General features: G+C 61.6%; 32 protein-coding genes and 1 tRNA gene. 13 read left to right on the plus strand and 20 right to left on the minus strand.

Translation table 11 applies throughout. From position 1 onward, the window contains the following. Positions 1 to 28 precede the first annotated feature (28 nt). The 7 genes from A3722_RS19055 to A3722_RS19085 all read right to left on the minus strand — a co-directional run bounded on the left by A3722_RS19055 (position 29) and on the right by A3722_RS19085 (position 4,578). On the minus strand, positions 29 to 1,030 hold the full coding sequence (locus A3722_RS19055) for a BMP family lipoprotein (protein WP_067625990.1): 1,002 nt from the start codon (positions 1,028 to 1,030) through the stop codon (positions 29 to 31). 107 nt (positions 1,031 to 1,137) lie between these two features. Beyond that, positions 1,138 to 1,593, minus strand: a complete 456-nt coding sequence (locus A3722_RS19060) for a GNAT family N-acetyltransferase (RefSeq protein WP_067625987.1) — start codon at positions 1,591 to 1,593, stop codon at positions 1,138 to 1,140. Further along, positions 1,590 to 2,213: a tRNA (adenosine(37)-N6)-threonylcarbamoyltransferase complex dimerization subunit type 1 TsaB gene (gene tsaB / locus A3722_RS19065; protein ID WP_067625984.1), complete on the minus strand. Its 624-nt coding sequence runs from the start codon at positions 2,211 to 2,213 to the stop codon at positions 1,590 to 1,592. The genes A3722_RS19060 and tsaB overlap by 4 nt, the downstream gene beginning before the upstream one ends. Next, a complete protein-coding gene (locus A3722_RS19070; RefSeq protein ID WP_067625981.1) occupies positions 2,206 to 2,766 on the minus strand; it encodes a NifU family protein in 561 nt (186 codons plus the stop codon). Before A3722_RS19070 ends, tsaB begins: the two co-directional genes overlap by 8 nt. 136 nt (positions 2,767 to 2,902) lie before the next feature. Continuing rightward, positions 2,903 to 3,361, minus strand: a complete 459-nt coding sequence (locus A3722_RS19075) for a universal stress protein (protein ID WP_040700546.1) — start codon at positions 3,359 to 3,361, stop codon at positions 2,903 to 2,905. Positions 3,362 to 3,458: 97 nt separating this feature from the next. Further along, a complete protein-coding gene (locus tag A3722_RS19080; protein ID WP_067625979.1) occupies positions 3,459 to 4,337 on the minus strand; it encodes a branched-chain amino acid aminotransferase in 879 nt (292 codons plus the stop codon). A 10-nt stretch (positions 4,338 to 4,347) separates the two neighbouring features. Then, positions 4,348 to 4,578, minus strand: coding sequence for a hypothetical protein (locus tag A3722_RS19085; protein ID WP_067625976.1), 231 nt, complete (start codon positions 4,576 to 4,578; stop codon positions 4,348 to 4,350). A gap of 184 nt (positions 4,579 to 4,762) precedes the next feature. Here A3722_RS19085 and A3722_RS19090 point away from each other — a divergent pair, with 184 nt between their 5' ends. After that, positions 4,763 to 5,518 (plus strand): M48 family metallopeptidase, encoded by a 756-nt coding sequence (locus A3722_RS19090; protein WP_067625974.1) that lies wholly within the window; start codon positions 4,763 to 4,765, stop codon positions 5,516 to 5,518. A 4-nt stretch (positions 5,519 to 5,522) separates the two neighbouring features. Beyond that, positions 5,523 to 5,879 carry a YigZ family protein gene (locus A3722_RS19095; RefSeq protein WP_067625972.1) on the plus strand — a complete coding sequence of 119 codons (357 nt, stop codon included), beginning with the start codon at positions 5,523 to 5,525 and terminating at the stop codon, positions 5,877 to 5,879. Here the strand turns inward: A3722_RS19095 and trhA are convergent. The 3 genes from trhA to A3722_RS19110 form a co-directional block, all read right to left on the minus strand. After that, positions 5,876 to 6,496 (minus strand): PAQR family membrane homeostasis protein TrhA, encoded by a 621-nt coding sequence (gene trhA / locus A3722_RS19100; protein WP_067626001.1) that lies wholly within the window; start codon positions 6,494 to 6,496, stop codon positions 5,876 to 5,878. The genes A3722_RS19095 and trhA overlap by 4 nt on opposite strands. A gap of 69 nt (positions 6,497 to 6,565) precedes the next feature. Further along, on the minus strand, positions 6,566 to 6,949 hold the full coding sequence (locus A3722_RS19105) for a hypothetical protein (protein ID WP_082849545.1): 384 nt from the start codon (positions 6,947 to 6,949) through the stop codon (positions 6,566 to 6,568). A gap of 139 nt (positions 6,950 to 7,088) precedes the next feature. Continuing rightward, positions 7,089 to 7,979, minus strand: coding sequence for a LysR family transcriptional regulator (locus A3722_RS19110; RefSeq protein WP_067625970.1), 891 nt, complete (start codon positions 7,977 to 7,979; stop codon positions 7,089 to 7,091). 95 nt (positions 7,980 to 8,074) lie between these two features. On the opposite strand from A3722_RS19110, the gene A3722_RS19115 reads away from it, so the two are divergent. Continuing rightward, complete coding sequence (locus A3722_RS19115) at positions 8,075 to 8,569, plus strand: lactoylglutathione lyase family protein (protein ID WP_067625967.1); 495 nt, start codon at positions 8,075 to 8,077, stop codon at positions 8,567 to 8,569. Positions 8,570 to 8,585: 16 nt separating this feature from the next. Here A3722_RS19115 and rimO read toward each other — a convergent pair whose 3' ends face one another. Then, positions 8,586 to 9,959 carry a 30S ribosomal protein S12 methylthiotransferase RimO gene (gene rimO / locus A3722_RS19120; protein WP_067625964.1) on the minus strand — a complete coding sequence of 458 codons (1,374 nt, stop codon included), beginning with the start codon at positions 9,957 to 9,959 and terminating at the stop codon, positions 8,586 to 8,588. A gap of 62 nt (positions 9,960 to 10,021) precedes the next feature. Between rimO and A3722_RS19125 the strand changes: the two genes are divergently transcribed. From A3722_RS19125 to A3722_RS19150, 6 genes are all read left to right on the plus strand, one after another. Further along, on the plus strand, positions 10,022 to 11,959 hold the full coding sequence (locus A3722_RS19125) for an AsmA family protein (protein WP_067625962.1): 1,938 nt from the start codon (positions 10,022 to 10,024) through the stop codon (positions 11,957 to 11,959). A 96-nt stretch (positions 11,960 to 12,055) separates the two neighbouring features. Next, positions 12,056 to 13,288 (plus strand): tryptophan synthase subunit beta, encoded by a 1,233-nt coding sequence (gene trpB, locus A3722_RS19130; RefSeq protein WP_067625961.1) that lies wholly within the window; start codon positions 12,056 to 12,058, stop codon positions 13,286 to 13,288. Positions 13,289 to 13,723: 435 nt separating this feature from the next. Beyond that, a complete protein-coding gene (locus tag A3722_RS19135; RefSeq protein WP_067625958.1) occupies positions 13,724 to 13,972 on the plus strand; it encodes a hypothetical protein in 249 nt (82 codons plus the stop codon). A gap of 51 nt (positions 13,973 to 14,023) precedes the next feature. Continuing rightward, entirely contained in the window at positions 14,024 to 14,290 is a 267-nt protein-coding gene (locus A3722_RS19140) for a hypothetical protein (protein WP_067625955.1), read from the plus strand. A gap of 39 nt (positions 14,291 to 14,329) precedes the next feature. Then, positions 14,330 to 14,596 carry a hypothetical protein gene (locus A3722_RS19145; protein ID WP_067625952.1) on the plus strand — a complete coding sequence of 89 codons (267 nt, stop codon included), beginning with the start codon at positions 14,330 to 14,332 and terminating at the stop codon, positions 14,594 to 14,596. A 203-nt stretch (positions 14,597 to 14,799) separates the two neighbouring features. Next, entirely contained in the window at positions 14,800 to 15,333 is a 534-nt protein-coding gene (locus tag A3722_RS19150; RefSeq protein WP_067625949.1) for a helix-turn-helix transcriptional regulator, read from the plus strand. A gap of 15 nt (positions 15,334 to 15,348) precedes the next feature. On the opposite strand, the gene A3722_RS19155 is transcribed toward A3722_RS19150, so the two are convergent. From A3722_RS19155 to trpA, 8 genes are all read right to left on the minus strand, one after another. Next, positions 15,349 to 15,927, minus strand: a complete 579-nt coding sequence (locus A3722_RS19155) for a DUF4893 domain-containing protein (protein ID WP_067916376.1) — start codon at positions 15,925 to 15,927, stop codon at positions 15,349 to 15,351. 2 nt (positions 15,928 to 15,929) lie between these two features. Continuing rightward, on the minus strand, positions 15,930 to 16,313 hold the full coding sequence (locus tag A3722_RS19160; protein ID WP_067623006.1) for a DUF2237 family protein: 384 nt from the start codon (positions 16,311 to 16,313) through the stop codon (positions 15,930 to 15,932). Positions 16,314 to 16,329: 16 nt separating this feature from the next. Next, entirely contained in the window at positions 16,330 to 17,505 is a 1,176-nt protein-coding gene (locus A3722_RS19165; RefSeq protein ID WP_067623009.1) for a serine hydrolase domain-containing protein, read from the minus strand. 105 nt (positions 17,506 to 17,610) lie between these two features. Next, on the minus strand, positions 17,611 to 18,324 hold the full coding sequence (gene pth / locus A3722_RS19170) for an aminoacyl-tRNA hydrolase (protein ID WP_067623012.1): 714 nt from the start codon (positions 18,322 to 18,324) through the stop codon (positions 17,611 to 17,613). Positions 18,325 to 18,502: 178 nt separating this feature from the next. Beyond that, complete coding sequence (locus A3722_RS19175; protein ID WP_067623015.1) at positions 18,503 to 19,159, minus strand: 50S ribosomal protein L25/general stress protein Ctc; 657 nt, start codon at positions 19,157 to 19,159, stop codon at positions 18,503 to 18,505. Between the two features lie 112 nt (positions 19,160 to 19,271). Next, positions 19,272 to 19,913, minus strand: coding sequence for a hypothetical protein (locus A3722_RS19180; protein ID WP_236627475.1), 642 nt, complete (start codon positions 19,911 to 19,913; stop codon positions 19,272 to 19,274). Beyond that, entirely contained in the window at positions 19,886 to 21,076 is a 1,191-nt protein-coding gene (locus A3722_RS19185) for an alpha-hydroxy acid oxidase (protein WP_067623020.1), read from the minus strand. Before A3722_RS19185 ends, A3722_RS19180 begins: the two co-directional genes overlap by 28 nt. Positions 21,077 to 21,214: 138 nt before the next feature. Further along, positions 21,215 to 22,006, minus strand: coding sequence for a tryptophan synthase subunit alpha (gene trpA / locus A3722_RS19190; RefSeq protein ID WP_067623023.1), 792 nt, complete (start codon positions 22,004 to 22,006; stop codon positions 21,215 to 21,217). Between the two features lie 154 nt (positions 22,007 to 22,160). Here trpA and A3722_RS19195 point away from each other — a divergent pair, with 154 nt between their 5' ends. After that, positions 22,161 to 22,352: a hypothetical protein gene (locus A3722_RS19195; protein ID WP_067261693.1), complete on the plus strand. Its 192-nt coding sequence runs from the start codon at positions 22,161 to 22,163 to the stop codon at positions 22,350 to 22,352. 59 nt (positions 22,353 to 22,411) lie between these two features. Further along, positions 22,412 to 23,509, plus strand: a complete 1,098-nt coding sequence (gene ychF / locus A3722_RS19200; RefSeq protein WP_067623025.1) for a redox-regulated ATPase YchF — start codon at positions 22,412 to 22,414, stop codon at positions 23,507 to 23,509. A gap of 84 nt (positions 23,510 to 23,593) precedes the next feature. On the opposite strand, the gene A3722_RS19205 is transcribed toward ychF, so the two are convergent. Beyond that, positions 23,594 to 23,896, minus strand: coding sequence for a hypothetical protein (locus A3722_RS19205; protein WP_067623028.1), 303 nt, complete (start codon positions 23,894 to 23,896; stop codon positions 23,594 to 23,596). Between the two features lie 434 nt (positions 23,897 to 24,330). Between A3722_RS19205 and A3722_RS19210 the strand changes: the two genes are divergently transcribed. Together A3722_RS19210 and A3722_RS19215 are read left to right on the plus strand one after the other, a co-directional pair. Continuing rightward, positions 24,331 to 24,420 (plus strand) — tRNA-Ser (locus tag A3722_RS19210). A 598-nt stretch (positions 24,421 to 25,018) separates the two neighbouring features. Then, complete coding sequence (locus tag A3722_RS19215; RefSeq protein ID WP_067623031.1) at positions 25,019 to 26,605, plus strand: gamma-glutamyltransferase family protein; 1,587 nt, start codon at positions 25,019 to 25,021, stop codon at positions 26,603 to 26,605. Positions 26,606 to 26,625: the final 20 nt, after the last annotated feature.

The following is a 26,625-nucleotide window of genomic DNA, read 5'->3' on the forward strand; positions in this document are numbered from 1 at the left end:
CCTTGTGGTCATTTTGGTTAATCTAAGTTCAGAAGTCCAGCGCCGGGCAGCTGTCATTCTCGTAGTAGGAAACCACTTTGATCTCACCGTCGATGATCTTCTGGCGCGCTTCGTCTACGGCGGCCTTCATCTCTTCGGTCAGGAGATCGGCGTTGTGCTCGTCCATGGCGACGCCGACACCTTCTTCGGCAAGGCCGAGTGTCACAACTTCGCCAACTTCGAGGTCTTCGCCCGCCATCATCGCGTCATAGACCGCGACATCGACACGTTTCAGCATCGAGGTCAGAACTTTGCCCGGGTGCAGGTGGTTTTGGTTGCTGTCCACGCCGATCGACAGGATGCCTTCGTCGGCGGCGGTTTGCAGCACGCCCACGCCGGTGCCGCCTGCTGCGGCGTATACCACGTCAGCGCCTTGGTTGATCTGGGCTTTGGTGATCTCAGACCCCTTTACCGGGTCATTCCAAGCGGCGGGGGTTGTGCCCGTCATGTTGGCGATCACTTTGGCATCGGGGTTGGTCGCCATAACGCCTTGGGCATAGCCGCAGCCAAAGTGGCGGATCAGCGGCACGTCCATGCCACCGACAAAGCCGACGGTATTCGACTCAGATGCCATCGCAGCCATCACGCCGACGAGGTAAGACCCTTCATGCTCGGCAAAGCTGACCTGACGGACGTTGGGCAGGTCGAGCCAGTTCACGTCGACCACGGCGAATTTCGTGTCTGGGTAGTCGGGAGCCACTGTCGAGAGCGGATCGGCCATGGCAAAACCCATGGTGATGATCGGGTTGGCACCGGATTCGGCAAAGCGGCGCAGGGCCTGCTCGCGCTGTGCTTCCGACTGCATCTCGATCTCGGCGAATTTGCCACCGGTTTCTTCGGCCCAGCGGGTCGCGCCGTTGAAGGCCGCTTCGTTAAAGCTTTTGTCGAACTTGCCGCCAAGGTCAAAGATCAGCGCGGGTTCGGCCAGCGCGGCGCCCGATGTCAGGGCCAAGCCTGCGGCTGCGCCGAGGAATTTCGTCATGAGGGTCATTTATCGTCTCCCGGTTTGTGGTGCCGGGCGGTCGGGCAGGTGCTGCCGCCACGGCGTTTGTGGATCGTATGATCAGGTGTAATTTAGGGCGCAGGCAGGGGGTAGGGTCAACCGCTTTTTGCGGGCTGGGCGGCGGGACCGCCACAGTGACCACGGGTCAACATGCGCCGCAGAATGCAGGCATCGACCGCCACCGCACCCTTGCGTGCGTAATAAGCACGGCGGGTGGCAATTTGGGCAAAGCCTTCATCCGCATAGAGCGCGCGGGCGGGCAGATTGTCGGCGGCAACCTCAAGAAAGGCGCTGTCACAGTCGGCCGGCAGGGCCGCCAACCAGTCGCTCAGCAGGGCGCGGCCCAGCCCTTGGCGCTGCCGGGCAGGGTCGACGGCGAGGGTGAGCAGTTCAGATTCGCCCGCGATGGTCCGGGTCAGGGCAAAGCCGCCGGGGCGGGTGAAAAGCTGCATGAAGGGGCTGTCCAGCAGTCTGGCGAACTCTGCCTCCTGCCACGGCCTGTCTTGGGTAAAGGCGGCAGCGTGGAGGGCCGCAAGCGCGGCTGGTGTCACGGCAGCAGCACCGGGGCCGCGTCGCGCGCCGGGGCGGCATCGGCGGGGCGCAGGTAAAGTGGCGCGGGGCGGGCTGGACTGTCGGCGAAACGGCGGGCCGTGATGCGGGCGATGGCTTCGACCACCGACATGGCGGGAGGCTCTCCGCCTGTGCCGATGAGGGGCCCGGTGAAGGCCGGAAGAGCGGATGCGTCGTAAAGGGCGGGGGTGGAAATGCCTGCGTTGTCATAGCCTTGGAGGAAGACCTGATCGCGGCGTGCATCCACGGCGCAGGCGCAGGGGGCATCGTGACCCTCGCGCAATGCGTCAAAGGCATCGACCCCAACCGCCGGAATGCCAAGGCCAAGTGCCAGCCCACGCGCGGCGGAAACGGCGATGCGGATGCCGGTGAAATTGCCCGGTCCGATGCCAACGCCAAGCGCCGTGAGGTCGGCATAGACCACATTGGCCTCATCCAGCAGTTCTTCGCAGAGCACCAACAGCCGTTCGGCTTGGCCCTTGGTCATCGGCTCCACGCGCGCCGCCAACACCCGGTCGCCCGACAGCAAAGCGGCCGCGCAATGCGCGGCCGATGTGTCGAAGGCCAGTATCAGCGGCCCGCTTGCGCGATGCTCAGGCAACCGGGCGCACCTCTGTCACCTCGGGGATGTAGTGGCGCAGCAGGTTTTCGATGCCCATTTTCAGCGTCAAAGTGGACGAGGGGCAGCCCGCGCAGGCGCCTTGCATGTGCAGATAGACAACGCCACGCTCAAACCCGTGAAAGGTGATGTCGCCGCCATCTTGGGCCACGGCAGGGCGCACGCGGCTGTCGAGCAACTCTTTGATCTGACCGACGATTTCACCGTCTTCGCCATCATGGGCGGCGTGGCCCGATGTGGGCTGGTGGTCAGAGGCCATGACCGGCTCAGCGGATTGGAAATGTTCCATGATCGCGCCCAGCAGGGCGGGTTTCACATGGTCCCATTCAACCGCGTCTTGCTTTGTCACGGTGACGAAATCGGTGCCGAAGAACACGCCCGTCACACCCTCAACAGCAAAGAGCCGTTGGGCCAGCGGCGATGTCGCCCCGGCATCGCGGGTCGGGAAATCGGCGGTGCCCATCTCCAGCACGGTCTGACCCGGCAGGAACTTGAGCGTTGCGGGGTTCGGAGTGGATTCGGTCTGGATGAACATGGGGTGTACCTCGCTTTCGGCGTGGGTTCTGATATGCGCCCGCGCGGGCGGCAAGTCAAGGTTTAGAACCGTTCTAAATTGTGTGTGGCCCACACGGAGGGGCGGGATGCAGGGCTGGGTCAGGCGTGGGCGGCGGTCAAGTGATCGCTTCGAGCCGTTCCTTGCTGAGATCGCCGGGCACGATGGTGATCGGCACAGGCAGTGCCCCGGCAGAGCGCGACAATTGCGTAACAAGCGGGCCGGGGCCTTTCTTGCGGTCGCCGCTGGCGCCGAGCACCAGCACGCCGATGTCTGGGTCATCTGAAAGCTGTTGGATGATCTCATCCGTGGGCTCACCCTCGCGGATGATCAACTCAGGATCGACGCCCTGTTTGTCGCGCATCCATTTGGCGAAGACCTCGAAATGCACCTCAATCCGCTCGCGAGCCTCTTCGCGCATCAGGTCGCCGACGCCGATCCAATGGTTGAACTCTTCGGGCGGGATCACCGACAGGACGGCCACGCCGCCCCCGGTACGCGCCGCGCGCAGGGCGGCGAAACGCATGGCATTCAGACATTCGGTGCTATCGTCCAACACCACTAGGAATTTCCGCATCAAACCCTCTCTCCGCACCTCCTCCCGGTGCGGTGTGATCATGGCGCGGGCGGGCGGCGCTGGCAATTGCTTTTGCGCGCCGCTGCCGCCCGTACCTTCAGCCGCGCTGACTTGCGGCCCAATCCCAATACATTTCGCGCACGCGGCGGGTCACCGGGTTCTGGTTGTCCCCGGTGCCATATTGCGTGTCGTCAAAGGCGCGGACGGGGGTGACCTTCATCATATTTCCCGACAGGAACACCTCATCGGCGGCATGGAAATCGTCAAAGCTGAGGACGGTTTCATGCACCTTCATGCCCGCCTCGCGCATGTTCGACATATGCCGCGCGCGGGTGATCCCGGCGAGGAAGGTGCCATTGGGAATGGGGGTAAATACCTCGCCATCCTTGACCATAAAGACGTTCGCACTGGCGCTTTCGGCCACATTTCCCATGGCATCGGCCACCAGTGCGTTGCCGAAGCCTTTGGAACGCGCTTCGACCATCATCCGGGCGTTGTTGGGATAGAGGCAGCCCGCCTTGGCGTTGACCACGTTGTCTTCCAGCACCGGGCGGCGGAAGCGGGTGCGGGTGAGGGTGGTCGCGGCCTCTGGCGGGGCCATGGGGATCGCCTCCAAGCTGATGGCAAATCCGGTGGCGCCTTCGCGCGGCACGATGCCCAACTCGTCGCCCGCCAGCGCCCAATACATCGGACGGATATAGACCGCCTGGTCGCGCGAATAGCTCTTCAGCCCCTCGCGGCACATCTCGATCATGTCCTCGGTTTCAACCGTGGGGGTGATCATGAGGGCCCGGGCAGAGCGGTTGATCCGCGCGCAATGCGCCTCAAGATCGGGGGCCAGCCCGTCAAACAGCCGCGCCCCGTCAAAGACGGTGGTGCCGAGCCATGCGCCGTGATCGGCAGCCTTGATGGTGGGCAGATCGCCGTCGTGCCATGCGCCGTTGAAATAGGTCTTGATGTCTGTGCCAGTGGCCATGTGACGATCCTTAGGAATTGCTTCGGTAGATGCCCTCGGGCAGGTTCAATGCCGCTGTCAGATCGCTCAGCTGCGCGGGGGATAGGGTGATCTTGACCACCCGGTCAGTGCGCGCGTCCCATTGCTCGATCGTGATCTGTCCTGCAAAGGCAGAGACGGTCACGTCCTCGCGCAGGGGGGCGTCGGATTCGTCGATCAGGGTGATGACGGTGGCGTCGAATTCGTGCTCGATGGTAAACATGAGGGCACATTAGGCTTTGTGCTCGCGAGCGCAAGACAGGCTTTGTGCTCGCGAGCGCAAGACAGGCTTTGTGCGGCCAAGCGCAAGACCGCCGTTGGGACGTCAAAGCTCTGTGAACGGGGGTGGCAGCGCCGGGGCGTCATGATAGACAGGTGGGCGAGGAAAAACCGAGCGAGGACTTGCCGTGAAATTGTTGAATGCCCTTGGCGCATTTGCCGTCATCGCCCTGCTTTCGGCCTGTGGGGTGGCACCGGTTCAGACAGGGCCGATCCAGGTCGACCGGCCGCAGACCACGGGGCAGCAGACCACCGGGCAGCAAACCACTGGGCAGTCGGGCCCACGGCTAAGCGCGAACGCCGCCGCGCGGAGCTTTGTGCAGGTGGTTCGCACGCTTGAGCCCGTGGCCGAGCGGGAGTGCCGCAACCGCACCACGGGGATGAATTGCGACTTTAACATCGTTGTCGATGATCGCCCCGGACAGCCTGCCAACGCCTTTCAAACGCTAGATAAAAATGGTCGGCCGATCGTGGCCTTTACCTTGGCGTTGATTGCCGATGCCCGCAACGAAGACGAACTGGCCTTTGTGCTGGGCCATGAGACCGCGCATCACATCGCGGGCCATATTGGCCGCCAGCAGCAAAACGCCATGGCGGGCGCGGTGATTTTTGCCGGGATCGCCACGCTCAGCGGTGGGGACGCGACCGCTGTGCGCACGGCGCAGGAACTGGGTGCTGAGGTCGGCGCGCGGCGGTACTCCAAGGACTTCGAGCTTGAGGCTGATGCCCTCGGAACGATCATCACCGCGCGGGCGGGCTATAATCCGCTGCGCGGGGCGGAATTCTTTACCCGCATCCCTGATCCGGGTGATCGTTTCCTTGGCACGCACCCGCCCAACAGTTCGCGCATTGATATCGTGCGGCGCACCATGGCGGGGCTGTGACGGTTTGCGCAAACTGGGGCAGGTACTGAACGACCGCGGATCGAAATATGCGGTGTCGGGCTGCCCCGCGCGCAACCGTGCCGAGGTCGACGCCGCGCTGAAAGATCTCAAGCGCGAGAAAGCCTATGCCAAGGCCACGCATAACACATGGGCGGTGCTGCTATCAGACTCCGGCCCGCTGAAAGGGGATGATGGCGAATCCGGTGCCGGGATGGTGATCCTGCGCATGCTGGAGCGGGAAGGACTGGAAGATCACCTCATCGTCGTCACCCGTTGGTACGGCGGCAAACATCTGGGCGGAGATCGGTTTCGCCATGTCCAGACCTGCGTGCGGGACTATCTGGACGCGGTCGCGGCCTAAAGGCTTAGCGCGATGGCGGCAAAGAAACAGGCCGTGGCGATGAGTACGAAAGCATGCCAGATGGCATTTTGATAGCGCATGCCGGGGTGGGCATAGATCAATGTGCCCGCCGAATAGGTTAGCCCGCCCGCGGCCACCAGCGCTAAGGCGGCACCGGGCAAATTGTGCCACATTGGGTAGATCAACAGGACCGAGAGCCAGCCCATCCCGAGGTAGAGCGCCAGTGACCCCCGCGCATCGGTGCGCCAGAACCAGAGCTTGGCCACCGCGCCGATCACCGCGAGCGCCCAGACCACGCCGAGAATGCCATAGGCAAAGCCTGAGCCGATCACCATCACCAGCGGTGTATAGGTGCCCGCGATCTTGAAATAGATCGCCGCGTGGTCGACGCGGCCTAGAAAAGCGCGGCTGCGGTCGAAGGGCAGCAGGTGGTAGACGGCGGAGGCGGTGAAGGAGGCGAGGATACACACCGCATAGATCACCGTGGCGGTCAGCGTGCCCTCCTGACCTGCGGCATGCATCATCAGAAAGATGCTGGCCGGGATAGCGAAGCCGAGACTGAGCAGATGCACTGTGCCATCAGCCAAGGTTTCAGAAATGGAGGTCGGATAAGCCATGCCGAAAAGGTAGCAGCGTCGTTCTGCCATGCCATAGATGACGCCGCGTCAGTCGGGCGACCCGACGGATCAGCGCGGTTTGTTGCCGTCGATCCAGCGCGACATCAGGGTTTTGTCGCGAAAACATTCTTGCGGCACATCGCGGCGTTTTAGGCGCGCGATGCGTTCGGCAAAGGCGACCTGTTTGGCCGAGGGGTAGGCGGCGAAAGGCCCCTCTAGCGCTTGCGGTTTATGCGCGTCGATCCATTCTGACACCGCCGTGCGATCACCCTCGATCCCTTCGGGCAACGTGCTGCCCGTTCTCTTGGCAAGGGTCCGGGCGTATTGCATCTGTTTTTCGGTCGCGGGCATGCGGCGGTCGGCCTGTTTGGGCTGTGCACTGTCACTGCCGCGCGGCGGGCGACCCTGTTGGTCAGGATCGAAGATGCCGGGAAACTGAGGTTGAAAAGACATGTGGTCATTCCTCTGCTACTGCGTTCTACATATAGAACAGAAAGGGAACATGTTCAAGTCTCTCCGTATTCTCGCCCTTCCTTAAGGGTATATCTAGTAGCGAGGTGGTTTGGTTCCACAATATCGGCGAAATGTAGGGTTAGCGCAGGGACGCTGCGGCCTCGGCGATAAGTTCCGCCGCTCTGCGCATTCGCGCAGGCAAGGGCCGTCCGCGACGTGAGGCGAGCCAAAGTTCATGCCAGCGCCGTTTGGGCAGAGGCAGCAGCCGAAGCTGGTCCTTCGCGGCAAAAGTCTCGACCCCGCTGCGGGGCAAAAGCGTGTAGCCCACCCCCCGCGCCACCGCCGCCGGAATCTGGCCGATTTGGTTCACATAGCCACGCAGGCGGATCCGGTCGGCCCCCGGATAGCTGCCCGGAAAATTCAACTGCAACAGATCGTCGGCATAGGCAAAGCCATCGGGATGCGCGATGAAACCGCGGGTTTCAAGATCGGAGAAACTTTCTATCTGTTCCAATGCATTAACCGGCAGAACAAGGCAAAGTTCCTCGCGCCCCAGATGCTGGGCCTCCAGTCTGGCATGGGCGGGATCATCGGCCAGCACACCCAGATCGAACCGCCCATCCAGCAACCCGGCGCGGATCGTGGCTTGCGGCGCGGCTTCAAGGTGCAGGGAGAGGTCCGGCGCGTTGGCCATCCACTCTAGCAGCAGGGGCTGGAGCAATATGGCGAAACTGCCGGAGCAGGCGATATGCACCACGCCCCGGTCAGGCAGATCGGTGGCGATCCGTTCGCGCAGGCGCTGCTCTTCGCGGCGGCGGGCAAGGCCGGTCTCGAACAGCGCTTCGCCCGCCGGAGTCAGGGTGAAACTTTTCCCGTCGCGCGCGATCAGCGGCTGGCCCAACTGGTCCCCCAGCTTGCGCAGATGCTGCGACACGCCGGGCTGCGTCATGTTGAGCCGCTCTGCCGTGCGGGTGAAATGGCCCGCCTCGCAAAGGGTGGTGAAGGTCTCAAGCCAAGTGGCATTCAGCATATCAAACGTTTCGTTATGATTTAGATGAGGTTTGATAATTTCACATGTGGGGCGTGTTTGTCTATCTCAAGCTCAACGCAAACAGGAGATACCCCATGACCACCCCCCGTACCTTTTCCCACATCGGCCTATCCGTGCCGGACCTCGACGCTGCGGTAAAATTCTATTCCGAAGTGTTGGGCTTTTACGTCGTGATGCAGCCCACCGAAGCGGTAGAAGAAGACACGGCCATCGGCGTCATGTGCACCGATGTCTTCGGCCCCGGCTGGGGTTCGCTGCGCATTGCCCATCTTGCCACGGCGGATGGCATCGGCATCGAAATCTTTGAATTCCCGGGCAATTACGCCCCCGAGGAGAAGCTAGAGCACAAGCGCCACGGCACGTTCCATTTTGCCATCCAAGACCCGGATGTTGAAGGGTTGTTGGAGCGGATCGTCGCGGCGGGCGGCAAGCAGCGGATGCCGGTGCGGGAGTATTTCCCGGGCGAGAAACCCTACCGCATGGTCTATGTCGAAGACCCCTTTGGCATCGTGTTCGAGCTTTACAGCCACAGCTATGAACTGACCTATTCGGCAGGCGCCTACGCCTGATCGGCCACCGGGGGCGTCAGGTGATCTGACGTCCCCAAAGGTCGTATTCGCCTGCTTCTTCGACTTCAACGGTGACGATATCGCCGACTTTGAGGTGCTGAAAATCCTCGTCGATGAAAAGGTTGCCGTCGATCTCAGGCGCATCGGCCTTGGTGCGGCAGGTGGCAGCGTCTTCGTCGATCTCGTCGACGATCACGTCGATGCGCTTGCCAACCTTGGCGGCGAGCTTGGCCTCGGAAATGGCCTGCGCCTTTTCCATGAAGCGATCCCAGCGGTCTTGTTTGACCTCTGGCGCGACATGGTCAGGCAGGGCGTTGGATCGCGCACCTTCGACGTTTTCGTATTGGAAGCACCCGACCCGGTCGAGCTGCGCCTCGTCGAGCCAGTCAAGCAGGGTCTGGAACTCTGCCTCAGTCTCGCCCGGATAGCCGACGATGAAGGTCGAGCGCAGGGTGATGTCGGGGCAGGTATCGCGCCACGCGGCGATCTCATCGAGGGTTTTCGACGCGGCGGCGGGGCGGGCCATGCGTTTCAGCACGTCCGGGTGGGCGTGCTGGAACGGGATGTCGAGGTAGGGCAGCACCAGACCTTCGGCCATGAGCGGGATCAGTTTGCGCACATGGGGGTAGGGGTAGACGTAGTGCAGCCGCACCCATGCGCCCAAGCTGCCGAGGTCGCGCGCCAGATCGGTGATATGGGCGCGGTGGCCACGGTCTTCGGCGTGTTTAATGTCAACGCCGTAGGCGGAGGTGTCTTGGCTGATGACCAGCAGTTCTTTCACGCCATTGTCGACCAGCCGCTCGGCTTCGCGCATCACCGCATGGGCGGGGCGGCTTTGCAGGCGGCCACGCATGTCGGGGATGATGCAGAACTTGCACTTGTGGTTACAGCCCTCGGAAATCTTGAGATAGCTGTAGTGGCGCGGGGTGAGCGATACCTGTTGCGCAGGCAGCAGGTCAATGAATGGATCCGGGCTGGGCGGCACCGCGCCGTGCACCGCGTCGAGTACCTGTTCATATTGATGCGGGCCGGTCACGGCGAGGATCTTGGGGTGGTGTTCGCGGATGTAGTCCGGCTCGGCCCCCAGACAGCCGGTGACGATCACCTTGCCGTTCTCGGTCAGCGCCTCGCCGATGGCGTCGAGGCTTTCGGCCTTGGCGCTGTCCAAGAACCCGCAGGTGTTCACGATCACCGCATCGGCTCCGGCGTAATCGGGCGACACGCCATAGCCCTCGGCGCGCAGCCGCGTCAGGATGCGTTCAGAATCCACCAGCGCCTTGGGGCAGCCAAGGCTGACCATGCCGATTGTCGGCTGGCCGGGACGGGCGGGGTTGCTGATCTTCGCCTGTGGGGCGAGGTCGGGGCGCAGATTGGGTGGGTTTGTGCTCATGCATTGCGCTATAAGGCATGCAGGTGAGCGGGGAAAGAGCCGCCGGGCAGGAGGAGAGAGCCATGAGATGGATTATACGCGGTATCGGCGCGCTGTTGCTGATTATTGTGGTCATGCTGGGGTCGTTGTTCTTGCTGCCAGGTGACCGGATCGCGCGGATCGCCAGCGACCAACTCAGCCGGATGACCGGGCGCGCGGTGTCGATCACCGGCGATGTGGGCGTGACGCTCTGGCCGGTGCTGGGGGTGACCGCGGGCGGGCTTGAGGTCGGCAATGCGGATTGGACCGATAAGGGGGCGATGCTGACGGCGGCGAATGCGGCGATTGGGGTGGATGCAGGCACGCTTTTGCGCGGTGAGATACGCATCACCAATATCGCGGCGCAAAGTCCGGTGATCCGGTTGGAGCAACGCCTTGATGGGCGGGCGAGTTGGCAGTTCACCGACAGCAGCAGCGGCGCGCGGATTGAGACGCAGAGCGAACCGACCGCCAGCCGCCGCCCCCTGAGCATTCAGAAGCTGACGGTAACCGATGCCACGCTGATCTATGACGCCGAAGGGGCCGATGTGCTGCGCTATGAAGGTGTCGATCTGGCGCTCGATTGGCCCGAGCGGGGCGGGGCGGCGGATATCACCGCCAGCATGGCCCCGGCGGGGGATGCGGTTCGGCTTGCCGCGCGGATCGAAGGCTTTGCGGATTTTCTGGAAGGCGGCGTGCAGCCGCTGCGCGCGGATGTTGCGACGCGCGGGGGCGAAGTCTCTTTCGATGGGCGCGGATCGCTCAATGGTGCACTGGCGGGGGATCTGCGGGTCGATAGCCCCGATACGGCGCGGTTTCTGGCGTCTTTCGGGGCGGGCGGTGTCACGCTGCCACGGGGGTTGGGCCAGTCAGTCGATCTGCGCAGTGGGCTGACATTGACGGCGGATCGGCGTTTGGCGCTGCGCAATATCGCGGTGGACTTGGGCGGCAACAGCCTGACCGGGCAGGCCGATCTGGCGCTGAATGGCACGCCGCGCATCACCGCCAATCTGCGCACCGGGGCGTTGGACCTCTCGGCCCTGTCGGACGAAACGGCAGAGACGGGCGGCAGCGGCAGCCCGACAACGGCGGGTCTGGAGGGGTGGTCTCGGCAGGAAATCAACGCGGATTGGCTTGCGGCTTTCGACGGCGACATCGCGCTGAGCGCTGAGAGCATTGATCTGGGGCAACTCGCTCTTGGGCCCACACGGGCCGTGCTGCACAACGACCGCGCGCGGATGGTGTTCGATCTGCAGGATATGAGCGCCTATGGCGGCAAGGTTGCCGGTGAATTCGTGGTGAACAACCGCAGCGGTCTGTCGGTGGGCGGCAAGCTGACGGCGCAGGGCGTCCAGATGCGCGACCTGCTGGAAGATACCGCCGGGGTGACGCGCTTTACTGGGGATGGGACAGCGGCGCTGTCTTTCCTCGGCTCCGGGCAATCGCTGGATGCGATCATGCGCTCGCTCAGCGGCAATGGGACGCTGAGCATGGGGCGCGGCACGATTGCCGGGATCGATCTGGATGCGCTCTTGGGCTCTGTCGATGCCGAGGGCGGCAGCACGGTTTTCGATTCCGTTGAGGCGACATTCGACATCGCCGGGGGCGTATTGCGCAATGACGATCTGCTGATGCTGCTGCCGAACTTCAACGCGACCGGGGCGGGGCAGGTCAATCTGGGCGCGCGCACTCTTGATTATACGGTCACCCCCAAAGCGCTGCGCGTCAATGCCGCGCGCGGCGGGCTGGCAGTGCCGGTGCGGATCACCGGGCCATGGGCGGACCCTGAGATCAAGGCCGATCTGCGCGCCGCGATCGACTTAAATTTCGCCGAGGAAAAGCAGCGGGCCGAGGATGTGGTGCGCGAGAAAATCCAAGAAGAGTTGAACATCGCACCGGATGACAGTCGCTCGACCGAGGATATCGTGAAGGATGAGCTGGAGAATGCGCTGAAACGCGAGTTGTTCAAACTCTTCGACTAGCGCGAAGCCTTGCCCGCCCGCCCTTCGCGCGAAACTCATGGTGGCGCATGGAGGCAGGCTGCGGTAAGGCTGACGCGACATTCTAGGAGAGGCGCAATGGCCAACGATCTTTTCAACAGCTTCATGACCGGCCCCGACGAACAGGGCCGTTTCGGCGATTTCGGCGGGCGCTTTGTCTCAGAAACGCTGATGCCGCTCATTCTTGAACTGGAAGAGCAATATGAGAAGGCCAAGACCGACGACAGTTTCTGGGCCGAGATGCATGATCTGTGGACCCACTACGTCGGTCGCCCCAGCCCGCTTTATCACGCCGAGCGGCTGACCGAGCATCTGGGCGGCGCCAAGGTCTATATGAAACGCGACGAGCTGAACCACACCGGCGCGCATAAGATTAACAACGTGCTGGGCCAGATCATCCTTGCCCGCCGCATGGGCAAGAAACGCATCATTGCGGAAACCGGCGCGGGACAGCACGGGGTTGCGACCGCGACGGTCTGTGCCAAGTTCGGGCTGAAATGCGTGGTCTATATGGGCGCGCATGATGTTGAGCGTCAGGCGCCCAACGTTTTCCGCATGCGCCTGCTGGGCGCCGAAGTGGTGCCGGTGACTTCGGGCCGTGGCACGCTGAAGGATGCGATGAACGACGCGCTGCGCGACTGGGTGACCAATGTGCGCGACACCTTCTATTGCATCGGCACCGTGGCCGGGCCGCACCCCTATCCGGCGATGGTGCGTGATTTCCAAAGCATCATCGGCAAGGAAGTCCGCGAGCAGATGCAGGAGGCCGAGGGCCGTCTGCCCGACACGCTGATCGCCGCTATTGGCGGCGGGTCCAACGCCATGGGCCTCTTCTACCCGTTCCTTGACGACAAATCGGTGAACATCATCGGCGTCGAAGCAGGTGGTAAGGGTGTGAACGAGAAGATGGAGCATTGCGCCTCATTGACCGGGGGCCGCCCCGGCGTGCTGCATGGCAACCGTACCTATCTGTTGCAAGACGACGATGGGCAGATCCTCGAAGGCTTCTCGATCTCAGCGGGGCTCGACTATCCGGGCATCGGGCCAGAGCATTCGTGGCTGCACGATATTGGCCGCGCGAAATACGTCTCGATCACCGACCGTGAGGCGCTGGAGGCGTTCCAGCTGTGCTGTTCCCTCGAAGGCATCATTCCGGCGCTGGAGCCCAGCCACGCGCTGGCCCATGTGATGAAGATCGCGCCGGAACTGCCGAAAGACCACCTGCTGGTGATGAACATGTGTGGTCGCGGCGACAAAGATATCTTCACCGTCGCCCGGGCATTGGACTTCGACATGGGTGAATTCGCCTAAATCCGCTTCCGAATCTGAGTGGAATTTGACGGGCCCTCGTGAAAACGCGGGCCCGTTTTTTGTGGGCCGAAGCCAATCGCGCGATTTTCGCATAAACTTTGCGCAGGGGGCGAAGTTCTTTGCAGAAAAAGAGCGAAAAAACTTTCACATTGAGAAAAGACCCGCTAGCCTTCGCCTACAGCCCGCGCGCCTGCCCGCGAAGCTCTGTTTCGCCCTTGCAGGCTTGACGCTAAGGCATCTTTCCCTCGTTTTTCGCTCTGCCATGGCTCCGTAAACCAAAGTTTATGACGCTCTTACAGGGGTTTAGATCGGATGATTTAAACCCGGGGCAGATAGCCAATACCCCCTCGAATGCCCTTTTCCATGTCATCCCAACGACGCCGCATCACTGATGATCGGCTCGCAACCCACCCCGGGACTGAAAAGGAACACGATATGAAAAACGCATTCGCAACCGCCGCACTGATCCTTGCCACAGCAGGCACAGCCGCCTTCGCACAGGGCATGGAAGGCCAACAGGTCGGTTATACCGCAGATAACGCAGACGCCGCCTATTCCACACGTAACGTCACATCCGACGCTCTGAGCTTTGACGATCTGCGCGCCGAGACACCTGCCGAAGCTACCGCAACCGTATTCGTCACAACCCAAGACGCACAAAAAGACGGCCGCTTCGTCCGCTAATCGCGAACGACGGCTCCTCCCCCCAACTTTCCTCCCCGAAAGGCTAAGACTATGAAAAAGACACTCGCAACAACCGCCCTGATCCTCGCCACAGCAAGCACCGCTGCTTTTGCTCAAGGCATGGAAGGCCAGCGCATCGGCTACAACGACAAGACCGACAATGGCGTTTCCTACTCCAGCCGCAGCGAAGCTGTGGATGAGACCAAACTGGAAATCTTCAAAGACGGTATCCTGCGCGCCGAAGACCTGTCCGACGTGACCATCACCGTTTTCCCGACCGCGCAGAGCGACGCTTCGGTCAACCGCTTCCCGCGCTGATCACGGCGCGACCTCAACTTTCCCCCGAAAGGACACGACATGAAAAAGACACTCGCAACCACCGCCCTGATTCTTGCCACAGCAGGTTCCGCTGCTTTCGCCCAAGGCATGGAAGGCCAGCAAATCGGCTATAACGACAAAGCGGATGCAGGCGTTTCCTACTCCAGCCGCAATGACGCGGTCGACAATGTGAAACTGGACATCTTCAACAGCGGCACCTTCCGCGCCGAAGACACATCCGACGTCACCGTCACCGTCTTTCCCGCTGCGCAAGACGCTGCAAAAGTGAACAGCTTCCCGCGCTAAATGCGGGTTAATGCCAGCTAAGGCATTGCGCTAAAACAATATTCCGGCCAGCGAAGCCTCCCTCAAACTGGCCTCAAGACAATGCACTCGCCCTTCGGGGCGGGTGCCAAATCACTAAGGGTTGATCATGGCGCATGGCCGCCATCCCTTGCACTTCGGTGTGCCGCGGTTAAATACGGCGGATACCAAGGCAAGGCTTCACCATGAATAATAAGAAAAAGATCGCACTGTGGGTTATCGCCGCTCTACAGTTTAACGCCACTGTCTATTTCGTGCTCGTTTTTGCACTGGAGGGTCGGGGCGTAACACTTTTTGGCACCCCTCTGGCTGACATTGGGCCGAATAAAGGGATCCAGGTTTTGGGTCTGATCCTTGGGGTCGTTCTGGGCTGGATGGCCCTGCGAATGAGCCTCCAGCGCGCCGAACGTGCAGAGACGGCGCTGCGTCATTGTACGGTGGAATTCGCTGATGTGCTCGAAGAACACTTTCGCGAATGGCACCTCACCCCGGCAGAGCGGGACGTGGCTATTTTCCTGACTAAGGGATTGAATACACGAGACATTGCTGAGATGCGCGGCACTTCCGAAGGCACCGTGAAAGCGCAGACCAACGCGATTTACCGCAAAGCGGGCGTAACCGGACGGACCCAGCTTCTAAGCACCTTTATCGAAGACCTGATGGACGATGCGCTGATGCCGCGTCCGAAGTCGAAACTGCAACTTTGCCACGCGGCCTAAGGGCGGCGTGGCGCCTTAGCGCGTCAGTTCCAGAATATCGAAATCGCTCTCAATCGCCGGTGATGGAAACAACAGCCGCGCCCGTGTGGGGCTGACCCGCTGAAAGACCGCCACGTCGCTTTGCACCTTGCCGCCAGAGGTGAAATCTTCGGGCAGGTCGGCATAATCGGGGGGTGTTTGGCCCCGGACATAGCCCACCCCAGCATAGATCGCGCGGCCCGCGCGCAGGGTGATCTCCCCCCGCGTCAGTTGCGATCCGGTAAGCTTTTCAAAGGTGAAGCCGCGGTCGCTGGCGGTGAAGCGGCATTTGAACGGGGAATAGGCCACCAGCGGGCTGATCCCGCCAAGCTTGATCGTGCGGCAGGACCATTCCCCCTGCAAATCGGCGGAAAAGGCGACCTGTGGTTGCCCGGAGAGTGCGCGTGTCAGGGCGGCCACGTCCCCCGCTTCGCCCCCCGCCAAGCCCTGCATCATGGCATCGCCAAAGGCAGCGTCAAAGTTGTCCAGCCGGGCGCTATCGGCGGGGCGGAGCGTGGTTTCCGCCCATGCGGAGACAGGCAACAGCAGCAGAAGGGGCAGGAGGCGCAGGCGCATGATTATCCCTCGCTTTCGTCGATGGCATGGTCGCGCAGCACGTCCAGCGGCACAATATCGAGCGCGCGCAGATGCGTGGCGGCCAAGTGCACCCGCGGCGCGCAGCCCTCATCCGCGGCTTGCAGGAACCGCGCGGCACAGAGGCACCAAGGATCGCCCGGCTTGAGCCCGGCAAAGCCGAATTCGGGGCGCGGGGTGCTGAGATCGTTACCGACATATTTCGAATAGGCTAGAAACTCTGCCGTCATCACCGCGCAGACCGTATGGCTGCCCTGATCCTGCGCGCAGGTGTTGCAATGCCCGTCGCGAAAGAACCCCGTCACCGGGTCGGTCCCGCAGATCACGAGGGGCTGGTTCAGGACGTTGATGCTGCTGTCGGGTGTCATATCTTGCCTTTCTGCCTCAGGTCCCGCCTGAGACCGATGCCGCGATCTGGCGGAAAATCTTGATGTTTTGGTCCGAAACCCCGGCTTCGCGGAATTTGCGGTCGGCGGCATTGGTGGCGATGACCACATCACGGGCGGTGTCGACATAGATGTACTGCCCATAGATGCCGCGCGCCATATATTCCCCCTCTGCTGCGCCCACGGGGATCCACCATTGGTAGCCGTAACCGATCTGCCCCTCCGCAGTGGGGGCGGTGGGGTTGGTTGATGCTGTCACCCAGTCTGCGGGCACGACCTGCTTGCCGTTCCATTCACCGCCTTGGGCAAACATCTGGCCAAAGCGGGCATAGTCGCGTGTGGTCATGTTCAGCCCGCCCAGCACGAAAGCAGTGCCTGAACCATCAACGATGTAATAGGGCGCATGTTCCAGACCCAAGGGCGCGATGACCTTTTCGCTCAGCAACTCCGGCACGCTGCGTCCGGTGGCCCCGCGCACCACCATGCCGATGACATGGGTGTCGATCGAGACATACTGCCACTGGCTGCCGGGTTCCGCGAAAGTCTCGGTCAGTTCGGCGGTGAAATCATCCAGCCGGCCGCCCAAGGCGACGACCCGGCCCATGCGGTTGATGTCTGAATCGTAGTCGAGATAGTCCTCGTCGAAGGTGACGCCGCTGGCCATATGCAGCACGTTGCGTAAGCTTGCCCCGTCATAGGCGCTGCCTCTGAGATTGGGCGCGTATTTCGTGACCGGATCGTCGAGGGATGCGATCTGTCCCTCCTCCAGCAGGATGCCCACCAGTGCGGAGAGATAGCTTTTCGCCACCGACCAGCTGATCCGGCGGTCTTCGGGGCCGGTGCCTTTGAAATAGTTCTCATAGACGATGGCACCGTCTTTCAGCACCACCAATGCGGTCACATCGCGCGCCGCGATCCAGTCGTCGACGGCATCGGGCAGTTCGGTCTCAGGGCCGTAGGCAAGTTCGCTGGTCAGCCCGTCCCCGCGCGAAATCGGGGCAGAAAGAAACGCGCCGTCCATATGGCTGAAGTTATGCACGATCTTCTCTTCGGAGAAGAGAGAGTTCACCGCCAGAAGCCGCTCAATCTCTTCGCGCTTCCAAAGTCCGATGACCACTGCCGCGACCAAAAGCGCGAGCAAGACCCGGCCAAGCCATTTTCCGAATGTACGCATGATGTCCCCCTGTTCAGTTTCAGTGAACCACGGCGCAGGGGCGGGGGCCAGCCCGACATTGCGTCAGTCAGGCTGGGCGTCAGGCTGAACGTCAGACTGGGGCGCTCAGCGAAAGCGGTGCATCAGCTTTTGCAGCGGCGATTGGGCCTCTGCCTCCGGCTCGGGCTTGCTGGGGACGGGCTTGCTGGGGGCGGGCTTTGGCTGTGCTTCGGCGGGTTTCTTTGGCCCCTTGCTGCCGGTGCCCGACCGTGGTGGGGCCACGCGCAGCGCCACGGCATTCATAAAGCGCCCGGTGTCGCCTCGCGCCAGATCGGCGGCCCCGTCCGAGACGCCGCGCAGCACATCGTCCAGCCAGCCTTCGTCCGCTTTGGGGAAGTCGCGCAGCACATAGCCCGCGACCGCGTCCTTGTGGCCGGGGTGGCCGATGCCCATGCGCACGCGGTCATATTCTGCCCCGATATGCGCGTGGATCGAGCGCAGGCCGTTGTGGCCCGCATGGCCGCCGCCGGTCTTGCATTTCACGCGGCCCGGGGCGAGGTCGAGTTCATCATGAAAGACGATCACATCCACGGGGTCGATCTTGTAAAACTTCATCGCCGCCTGCACCGATTGGCCGGAGTTGTTCATGAAGGTCTCAGGCTTAAGCAGCACCGCCCGGTCGGAGCCGAAACGCCCTTCGCTGACACTGCCCTGAAACTTGCCCTTCCACGGGGCAAAGCCGTGATCAGCCGCGATACGGTCCAGCGCCATGAAGCCGATGTTGTGGCGATTTCGGGCGTATTTGTCGCCCGGGTTGCCAAGGCCGACGATGAGTTTCATGGGCTTTCTCCTGTGGTTCGGTGGAGTTTAGCAAGAGGGGCAGGGGGATGGAATGGCCTGCTGTGTGCCGAAATTTTTGGAAAATTCCGCAGTGATTTCTTTTAAAGAAATCACCCCCTAAACGCAAAACGGGGCCGCGTGATGCGACCCCGTTCCAGCATTGCCTTGCGGCTGATGCTTATTCTTCACCGTCGGGCGGACCCATTTCGGTTGTCGGTACTTCGTCCGCTGCAGTCTCGTCTTCGTCGTCATCCGACGCGGCAAGGCCAGCAGGAGCCGAAATCGTGGCCACAACGAAGTCACGGTCGATTGTGGGCTTGGCACCTTCGGGCAGGTCGACACGGCTGATGGTCGCGCTGTCGCCGATTTCGAGGCCAGTGATGTCCACGGTCACGTACTCAGGGATGTCCGCAGCCGTCACAACCAGTTCAACTTCCGGACGGACCAGAGTGAGCACGCCACCCTTTTTCAGGCCGGGGCATTCTTCTTCGCCTTTGACTTCGACGTTGATGAACAGGTTGATCTTGGTGGTCCGCTTAAGGCGCATCAGGTCGATGTGCGTGGGCAGGTCTTTGACAACGTGGCGCTGAACGTCGCGGCAGATCACACGAACGTCGTCGTGGCCTTCAACCTTGAGGTTGAACAGGGTCGCCTTAAAGCGGCCCTGACGCAGACGGGTCAGCAGCTTGTTGAACGGGATGTTGATCGGCAGCGGGTCGTTGTCGCCACCAAATACGATACCAGGAACCATGCCGTCACGACGTGCTTGACGAGCGGCGCCCTTGCCTGTCCCCGTACGTACCTGGGCTTCAAGATCAGGAATCTCTCCGGCCATTTTAGTCTCCAATTGATTAGGGCGGGAATCCTCCAAGGCTGTATTCCCGCGTGAAGCCGCGCGTATAGACCGGTTTTGCCCGGCTGGAAAGGGCAAAAGGGCAGCGAAGGCGCTATTCCTGCGGGGTCTGCAGGTAGCCGTCTGCCGCTATCAGCCGATCATAAAGAGCGAACTCCTTGGCACGCGCGGTGCGGAGCCGGGATTCGACCTCGCCTGATAGGGGGGCGGGCAGATCGGGGGAGACGTTCTTGGGCTTCAGCTTGACCTCGCGCCCCAGCCTGTCGGCCAGAAAATCGCGAAAGGTCGGTTGGCGTTCATAGGCAAAGAGGTGCTGCACCAAAAGGTCATCTTGGTCGGAGGTTAGAAAAGAAAATTGGCTGCCGATCTGCGCGCGGGGCGGTGGCGCGTCAGAAATCACTTCCAACGCGAACGCCTCGAAGGTCAGCCCCTTGGTGCTGAGCTTCTTGCCATCCAGCCGGGGCTGGCTGCGGTAGCGATACCAGCTTCGGATCTGCTCTACGGGATCGCGCATCACGGCCAAGGGTTCGGGCGAGGCTGAAAAGGTCTCTTGCAAAAAGGGCAGCACGCGGCGCCGATAGCGCAGCGCGGTCAAATGCTTGCGGCTGCGCGAAAAGACGATCTCGGCCTCGGGTTTCAGCGCCATTTCAACAGCGGTGGTCCCGGTTTTCGGCGTGGCGAGAAAGGTGAGGTTGCGGTTGAGAAAGATCAGCATTTGCCCGGATCGCGCGGCCATTCCTGCCAGTCGCCGCCGAAATTGCGCGGGATCAGCAGATTGTGCCGCCCGAGGTTGGCGATTTGCGTCTCTCCGCAGAGCGCCATGGTCAGATCCAACTCGCGGTGGATCACCTCAAGCGCCCGGGTCACGCCCTGTTGCCCCATCGCGCCCAGCCCATAGATAAAGGCGCGACCGATATAGGTGCCTTTAGCGCCCATCGCCATGGCTTTGAGCACGTCCTGACCCGACCGAATGCCGCCATCGAGGTGGACTTCGATCTGGTCGCCCACGGCGTCGAGGATTTCGGGCAGCATGCGGATCGAACTCAGCGCCCCATCCAACTGTCGCCCGCCGTGGTTGGAGACGATGATCGCATCTGCCCCGACCTTTAGCGCCATCCGCGCATCGTCGGCATCCAAGATGCCCTTGAGGATCACCTTGCCGCCCCATTGCTCTTTGATCTTCGCGATCTTGTCCCAATCAAGCGAGGGGTCGAACTGTTCTGCCGTCCATGCGCCAAGGTCGGCATTGTCGGTCACCCCATGCACATGGCCGACGATATTGCCGAAATGCCGCCGCTTGGCGCCCAGCATCTCGCGGCCCCAGCCCCATTTGGTGGCAAGGTTGGCAAGGGTTTTCACCGTCAGTTTGGGCGGGGCGGAGAGACCATTTTTCAGGTCTTTATGCCGCTGCCCGAGGATTTGCAGGTCCAGCGTGATGACGAGCGCGGAGCATTTCGCGTCTTTGGCCCGTTGGATCAGGCGGCTGACATAGTCCTGATCGCGCATGGTATAGAGTTGAAACCAAAACGGTTTTGTCGTCGCCTCGGCCACATCTTCGATTGAGTTGATCGACATGGTCGACAGGGTGAAGGGCACGCCAAAGGCCTCTGCCGCGCGGGCGGCTTTAATCTCCCCATCCGCGCATTGCATGCCCGTCAGACCCACGGGGGCGAGCGCCACGGGCATGGCGACATCTTCACCGATCATCTGCGTTGCCGTACTGCGGCCCGACATATCCACCGCCACGCGCTGGCGCAGGCGGATTTGGTCGAAATCACTGCAATTCTCGCGAAATGTCTGTTCTGTCCAGCTCCCGGATTCCGCATAGTCGTAAAACATCTGCGGGACACGGCGTTTGTAGATACGTTTAAGATCGTCGATGCTGGTGATGACGGGCATGGGCCACCTGTGCTGAATGGGTTAACTTTTGGTAGCAACTGGCGGGGGGGTTGGCAATTAAGAAGGCCGCAGCAAGGAAAAAGCCCGCGCGGCCAGTGTGGCAGCGCGGGCTCTGGGCCATTGCTTGAGGCGAAGGGGTTACGCCGAATGCGCCCCGTCGGCGAGGGTTTTGACGAAGGCCAAAACATCTTCGGGGCTGTCGCCATTGGCGATGCGGTTCACGATGGCCGAGCCGATCACCACACCGTCAGCCACTTCGGCGATGGCGCAGGCTTTTTCAGGGGTGTTCACGCCAAAGCCTACGATCACGGGCAGGCCGCTGGCCTTTTGGATGCGCTTAACCTCGGGCGAAACATCCGCGGCATTCGCCTCGGCCGAGCCGGTGATGCCAGTAATTGAGACGTAGTAGACAAAGCCAGAGGTGTTTTGCACCACGCGCGGCAGGCGTTTGTCATCCGTGGTCGGCGTGGCAAGGCGGATGAAGTTCAGCCCGGCATCCTGCGCGGGCAAGCACAGTTCGATGTCTTCTTCAGGCGGCAGGTCAACCACGATCAACCCGTCGATCCCGGCGTTTTTGGCTTCGGTTAGGAATTTCTCAACACCCATGGAATAGATCGGGTTGTAATAGCCCATCAGCACGATCGGGGTCGTGTCGTCATTCTCGCGGAAGGCGCGAACCATTTCTAGTGTGCGGTTCAGCGTCATCCCCGCTTCGAGGGCGCGTTGACCGGCAAGCTGGATCGTGGGGCCGTCGGCCATTGGATCGGTGAAAGGCAGGCCAAGTTCGATGATATCCACCCCGGCGGCAGGCAGGCCGCGCACGATCTCAAGGGAGCGGTCGAAATCAGGATCGCCGGCCATCACATAGGACACAAACGCCTTTTTGCCGCGGGCGCGGAGGTCTTCGAATTTGGCGTCGATACGGGTCATGTGGCTTGCCTCATTTGGTGCTTTCCTCGGCAATGCCGAATGTCGCGGTGAAAATCAATCCACCGTGGGGCAGGGGGCGGCAAAATTCCCCTATCAGGGGCGCGTGGCAGGCCGCGCCCTTCCATTCTGCGCAAAGCCGCCTATCTCATGGCGCATGAACTATGTACTCGCCCTTTTCCTACCGCCGCTGTCGATCCTGTTGATCGGTCGGCCGATCCTGTCCATCGTGGTCTTCCTGATCTGGCTGCCCGCGATCATCTTTTCGGGCGGGCTGACACATCCGATGTTTATCCTGCTGGCTTGGATCTTGATCTATCAGGCGCATCAGGACCGCCGCGCGCGCTGAGCCTTGCGCTTTGCGCCCGCTACCCCTAACACACGCGCAGCTTTTATAGGGGTATCGTCATGGGTTTCAAAATGGGCATCGTCGGTTTGCCGAACGTCGGCAAATCGACCCTTTTCAACGCGCTGACCCGCACCGCAGCGGCGCAGGCGGCGAATTTTCCGTTCTGCACGATCGAGCCCAATGTCGGCGAAGTCGCTGTGCCCGACGCGCGGCTCGACACGCTGGCCGAAATCGCCAAGTCGAAAAGCATCATCCCAACGCGCATGACCTTTGTTGATATCGCTGGTCTGGTGAAGGGCGCGTCGAAAGGCGAAGGCTTGGGCAACCAGTTCCTCGCCAATATCCGCGAAGTTGACGCCATCGCCCATGTGCTGCGCTGCTTTGAAGACGGCGATGTGACCCATGTCGAAGGCCGCGTGGACCCGGTGGCGGACGCCGAAACCATCGACACCGAACTGATGCTGGCCGACATTGAAAGCATCGAGAAACGCTTGCAAAACATCGTGCGCAAAGTGCGCGGCGGGGACAAGGAAGCGGTGCAGCAGGAGCGTCTAATGCGCATGGCGCTTGAAGCATTGGAAGCTGGCAACCCCGCGCGTGTGGTCGAGGTCGACGAAGACGACGCCAAAGCCTGGCGTATGCTGCAATTGCTGACCACAAAGCCGGTGCTCTACGTCTGTAACGTGGGCGAATCCGAGGCCGCCGAGGGCAACGCCCATTCCGCCAAAGTGGCCGAGATGGCCGCAGCGCAGGGCAATTCGCACGTGGTGATCTCTGCCCAGATCGAAGAGGAAATCAGCCAGCTTGAGGCCGAAGAGGCCGAGATGTTCCTCGAAGAAATGGGCTTGAAAGAAGCTGGCCTCGACCGTCTGATCCGCGCGGGCTATGAGCTTTTGCATCTTGAGACCTATTTCACCGTTGGTCCCAAGGAAGCACGGGCTTGGACAATCAAAACCGGCACCTCGGCGCCCAAAGCAGCGGGCGTTATCCATGGCGATTTCGAGAAAGGTTTCATTCGCGCAGAAACCATTGCCTATGATGATTTCGTTGGCCTCGGCGGCGAGGGTCCCGCGAAGGAGGCGGGCAAGATGCGCGCCGAAGGCAAAAGCTATATCGTCAAAGACGGTGACGTGCTGCACTTCCTGTTCAACACCTGATCGATTTCGCAGGGGTCTTTGACCCCGCCAACAAAAAAGCCCGACAGCTTGCGCTGCCGGGCTTTTTTTGTGGGAGGTGACAGCTTATCTGCTGTCGTTGCCCGGGCCAAAGCCACCGTAGACATAGCCTTCACCGGGGCTGCGCAGGGCGTTGCGCGTGCTCATCACGGTGTCGCTGTTCTTGTCGGCGTCGGCGGTGTTCAGCATGATGTCATTCGCTTTGGTCGAAGCGTTCGGGTTCCGCATGCGGTCATTGTTGCCATAGACATCGCTTGTCTCAGCAGTCACCGAGGTGTCGAGAAAAATGTCGTTGTAGCGGGTGGAGTTGTCGGCAACGGCAGCGGTAGAAATCAAAGCGGCGGCGGCGGTGGTCATAATAAGTTTCATAATGTGTTCCTTTGGTTTTCTCTTAAATCGCGTCATTGCGATGTCATCGTTTGTGGTGAAGTAACGGGTGTCCGGTCCTGAAAGTTTCGCCCCTGCAGCGAGATTGGGTGCGATCTAGGGTGTTTGAGCGGCGCAGGGATCGGTTTTCGCGGAGATATATGTTATATATCAATTGGTTATCGTGATTACCGCGGCGTTTCATAAGTCATTCACGCTCCTGTGTTAGTTGCTACAGCCGCTCCCCATGCCCGGGAAACGGCCTCATACAAAGCAGCGCAACAGCCATCTTTCTGCAAAGCAGCACGACCAAGCGCGCTTCACGGCGGCTCGGCCTCGCACGCCAGCCAGATGAAAAGAAACCAACCTAGAAAAATGCAGAAATACCTGTGAATTTCGCCTTGTCACCCGGGCGCGACCTCTCTAAACGGGTCGACGGAGACGTGGCCGAGTGGTCGAAGGCGCTCCCCTGCTAAGGGAGTAGGCCCGGAAGGGTCTCGAGGGTTCGAATCCCTTCGTCTCCGCCACCCCGACCAAACCTGTGGCACTGCGCCCCGCGTGGGCCTTCATCCCCCCCCCGATTTCACCCAGCGCACCCTCGCTTTGCGAATTCGTTACGTTTGCACGGCACGGTTTTGGCAGCCCTCCGCCTTATTCTCGGCAGATTTTTAGGCGAGCATTCTCACCATCCGGGGGGACCAAATCCTAGGCGGTTACAGTGGCGCGATGCCCTGTCGCCATGCGAAAGGGAGGTTCCAGATGTTGGTTAACGTTAGAGACTGGTCTCGCATTCTGCACAATTGCATCTTTTCCGATGCCGACCAGTCGCTTTGTGCAAGGGCATGGCAATATCGAGAGGCGAGCCGTCTTTGGGCCCTCTGGGTCGTGGTTTTCACCCCCTCTCATTGCGAACGAAGTTTCCGTCACCATCGAAAAATACTGCGTCTCAAGGCGCGCAGGTCGCAAGGCAACCGCGGTTGGCGCGACAGCAATCGGCCCACTCTCTGAGCTCGGAATTATTCTGCTGGGCAGTTGCATGCAGATGCATTCACGTTCACTTTGCCGGCAACGCCACAGGCGGCCGGTTTGACCGCGCCGCTGGCCTTACCCAAGCAAAGGACAGCTATGCTTCGTCACGATCCCATCTACCCGTCCCACCGATCCCCTGTGGTTGCCGATAATGTCGTCGCGACCTCTCAGCCACTGGCCACGCAGGCCGGGCTTTTGATGATGCAGCAGGGGGGCAATGCGGTGGATGCGGCGATCGCCACCGCCGCGGCGCTGACGGTGGTGGAGCCGACGGGCAATGGGCTGGGGTCTGACGCCTTCTGTATCCTATGGGATGGCGAGAAACTGCATGGGCTCAACGCCTCGGGTCGGGCACCAGCGGCATGGTCGCCCGAGCGTTTTCCGGATGGCATGGTCGAACATGGTTGGGACAGTGTCACCGTGCCGGGCGCGGTCAGTGCTTGGGTTGAATTGATGGAGAAGTTCGGCAAGCTTGATCTCGCGACCGTGCTGGCCCCGGCGATCCGCTATGCCGAAGAGGGCTTCCTCGTTTCGCCCACCATCGCGACGCTTTGGGCGCGCGGGGCCGAGGTTTTGGGCAAGCAGCCGGGCTTTGCCGAGACATTTCTGCCCGAGGGCCGTGCCCCGCGCGCGGGCGAGCGGTTCCGCAACCCCGGCGCCGCACGTACCCTGCGTTTGATCGCTGAAACCAATGGCCGAGCCTTTTACGAAGGCGAGATCGCGCAAGAGATCGTGGCCCATGCCAAGGCGAATGGAGGCGCGATGAGCATGGACGATCTGGCCGCCAACAAGCCCGAATGGTGCGGCACGATCAGCCAAAGCTTCGACGATGTGGAGCTGCATGAGATTCCGCCAAACGGGCAGGGGATCGCCGCGCTCATGGCGCTTGGCATTCTGGAGCTCAGCGACATTCGCACCACCGGGGCTGATGACCTGATGGCGGTGCATTTGCAGATCGAAGCCTGCAAACTGGCTTATAGCGATCTGCATGCCTATGTGGCAGATCGGACCGCCATGACGCAGGTGGACGAAAAGGCGCTGCTTGATCCGGCGTACCTCAAATCTCGCGCCGCGCTGATCTCGACCGAGAAGGCGCAAGATTTTGGCGCGGGTGCGCCGAAACAGGGCGGCACGGTTTTGATGAGCACGGCGGATGCCTCGGGCATGATGGTCAGCTTTATCCAGTCGAACTACGCGGGCTTCGGCTCGGGCGTGGTAGTGCCGGGGACGGGGGTCTCGATGCAGAACCGTGGCTTTGGGTTCACCACCGAGGCGGGGCACCAGAATATCGTGGCGGGGGGCAAGCGGCCCTTCCATACGATCATCCCCGGTTTCGCGATGAAGGACGGCCAGCCCTTGATGGCCTATGGCATGATGGGCGGGCCGATTCAGGCGCAGGGCCATATGCAACTGCTGCTGCGTACGCAGCTTTGGGGGCAGGACGTTCAGGTCGCCGCCGATGCGCCGCGCTGGCGGATCCTATCGGGGCTGGAGGTGGCCTGCGAACCGGCCATGGCGCCCGATCTTTTGCAAGGGCTGCGCGATCTGGGCCATGTCGTCCATGTCGAAGCGCCTGACAATGCTTTCGGCTTCGGCGGGGCGCAATTGGTGCAGCGCTTGCCCGAAGGCGGCTATTCCGCCGGGTCCGATCCGCGCAAAGACGGGCAGGCGGCGGGTTTCTGAGCCCCAAGGCATCCGCCCCC

This window comes from Sulfitobacter sp. HI0027 (assembly GCF_001634775.1).
Lineage (GTDB): Bacteria > Pseudomonadota > Alphaproteobacteria > Rhodobacterales > Rhodobacteraceae > Sulfitobacter.

Coding starts and splice junctions, on each gene's coding strand:
- A3722_RS19055 (WP_067625990.1), bottom strand. CDS start 1,030: ATGACCCTCATGACGAAATTCCTCGGCGCAGCCGCAGGCTTGGCCCTG.
- A3722_RS19070 (WP_067625981.1), bottom strand. CDS start 2,766: ATGTTCATCCAGACCGAATCCACTCCGAACCCCGCAACGCTCAAGTTC.
- A3722_RS19075 (WP_040700546.1), bottom strand. CDS start 3,361: ATGCGGAAATTCCTAGTGGTGTTGGACGATAGCACCGAATGTCTGAAT.
- A3722_RS19080 (WP_067625979.1), bottom strand. CDS start 4,337: ATGGCCACTGGCACAGACATCAAGACCTATTTCAACGGCGCATGGCAC.
- A3722_RS19085 (WP_067625976.1), bottom strand. CDS start 4,578: ATGTTTACCATCGAGCACGAATTCGACGCCACCGTCATCACCCTGATC.
- trhA (WP_067626001.1), bottom strand. CDS start 6,496: ATGGCTTATCCGACCTCCATTTCTGAAACCTTGGCTGATGGCACAGTG.
- A3722_RS19105 (WP_082849545.1), bottom strand. CDS start 6,949: ATGTCTTTTCAACCTCAGTTTCCCGGCATCTTCGATCCTGACCAACAG.
- A3722_RS19110 (WP_067625970.1), bottom strand. CDS start 7,979: ATGCTGAATGCCACTTGGCTTGAGACCTTCACCACCCTTTGCGAGGCG.
- A3722_RS19115 (WP_067625967.1), top strand. CDS start 8,075: ATGACCACCCCCCGTACCTTTTCCCACATCGGCCTATCCGTGCCGGAC.
- rimO (WP_067625964.1), bottom strand. CDS start 9,959: ATGAGCACAAACCCACCCAATCTGCGCCCCGACCTCGCCCCACAGGCG.
- A3722_RS19125 (WP_067625962.1), top strand. CDS start 10,022: ATGAGATGGATTATACGCGGTATCGGCGCGCTGTTGCTGATTATTGTG.
- trpB (WP_067625961.1), top strand. CDS start 12,056: ATGGCCAACGATCTTTTCAACAGCTTCATGACCGGCCCCGACGAACAG.
- A3722_RS19135 (WP_067625958.1), top strand. CDS start 13,724: ATGAAAAACGCATTCGCAACCGCCGCACTGATCCTTGCCACAGCAGGC.
- A3722_RS19140 (WP_067625955.1), top strand. CDS start 14,024: ATGAAAAAGACACTCGCAACAACCGCCCTGATCCTCGCCACAGCAAGC.
- A3722_RS19145 (WP_067625952.1), top strand. CDS start 14,330: ATGAAAAAGACACTCGCAACCACCGCCCTGATTCTTGCCACAGCAGGT.
- A3722_RS19150 (WP_067625949.1), top strand. CDS start 14,800: ATGAATAATAAGAAAAAGATCGCACTGTGGGTTATCGCCGCTCTACAG.
- A3722_RS19155 (WP_067916376.1), bottom strand. CDS start 15,927: ATGCGCCTGCGCCTCCTGCCCCTTCTGCTGCTGTTGCCTGTCTCCGCA.
- A3722_RS19160 (WP_067623006.1), bottom strand. CDS start 16,313: ATGACACCCGACAGCAGCATCAACGTCCTGAACCAGCCCCTCGTGATC.
- A3722_RS19165 (WP_067623009.1), bottom strand. CDS start 17,505: ATGCGTACATTCGGAAAATGGCTTGGCCGGGTCTTGCTCGCGCTTTTG.
- pth (WP_067623012.1), bottom strand. CDS start 18,324: ATGAAACTCATCGTCGGCCTTGGCAACCCGGGCGACAAATACGCCCGA.
- A3722_RS19175 (WP_067623015.1), bottom strand. CDS start 19,159: ATGGCCGGAGAGATTCCTGATCTTGAAGCCCAGGTACGTACGGGGACA.
- A3722_RS19180 (WP_236627475.1), bottom strand. CDS start 19,913: ATGGCCGCGCGATCCGGGCAAATGCTGATCTTTCTCAACCGCAACCTC.
- A3722_RS19185 (WP_067623020.1), bottom strand. CDS start 21,076: ATGCCCGTCATCACCAGCATCGACGATCTTAAACGTATCTACAAACGC.
- trpA (WP_067623023.1), bottom strand. CDS start 22,006: ATGACCCGTATCGACGCCAAATTCGAAGACCTCCGCGCCCGCGGCAAA.
- A3722_RS19195 (WP_067261693.1), top strand. CDS start 22,161: ATGAACTATGTACTCGCCCTTTTCCTACCGCCGCTGTCGATCCTGTTG.
- ychF (WP_067623025.1), top strand. CDS start 22,412: ATGGGTTTCAAAATGGGCATCGTCGGTTTGCCGAACGTCGGCAAATCG.
- A3722_RS19205 (WP_067623028.1), bottom strand. CDS start 23,896: ATGAAACTTATTATGACCACCGCCGCCGCCGCTTTGATTTCTACCGCT.
- A3722_RS19215 (WP_067623031.1), top strand. CDS start 25,019: ATGCTTCGTCACGATCCCATCTACCCGTCCCACCGATCCCCTGTGGTT.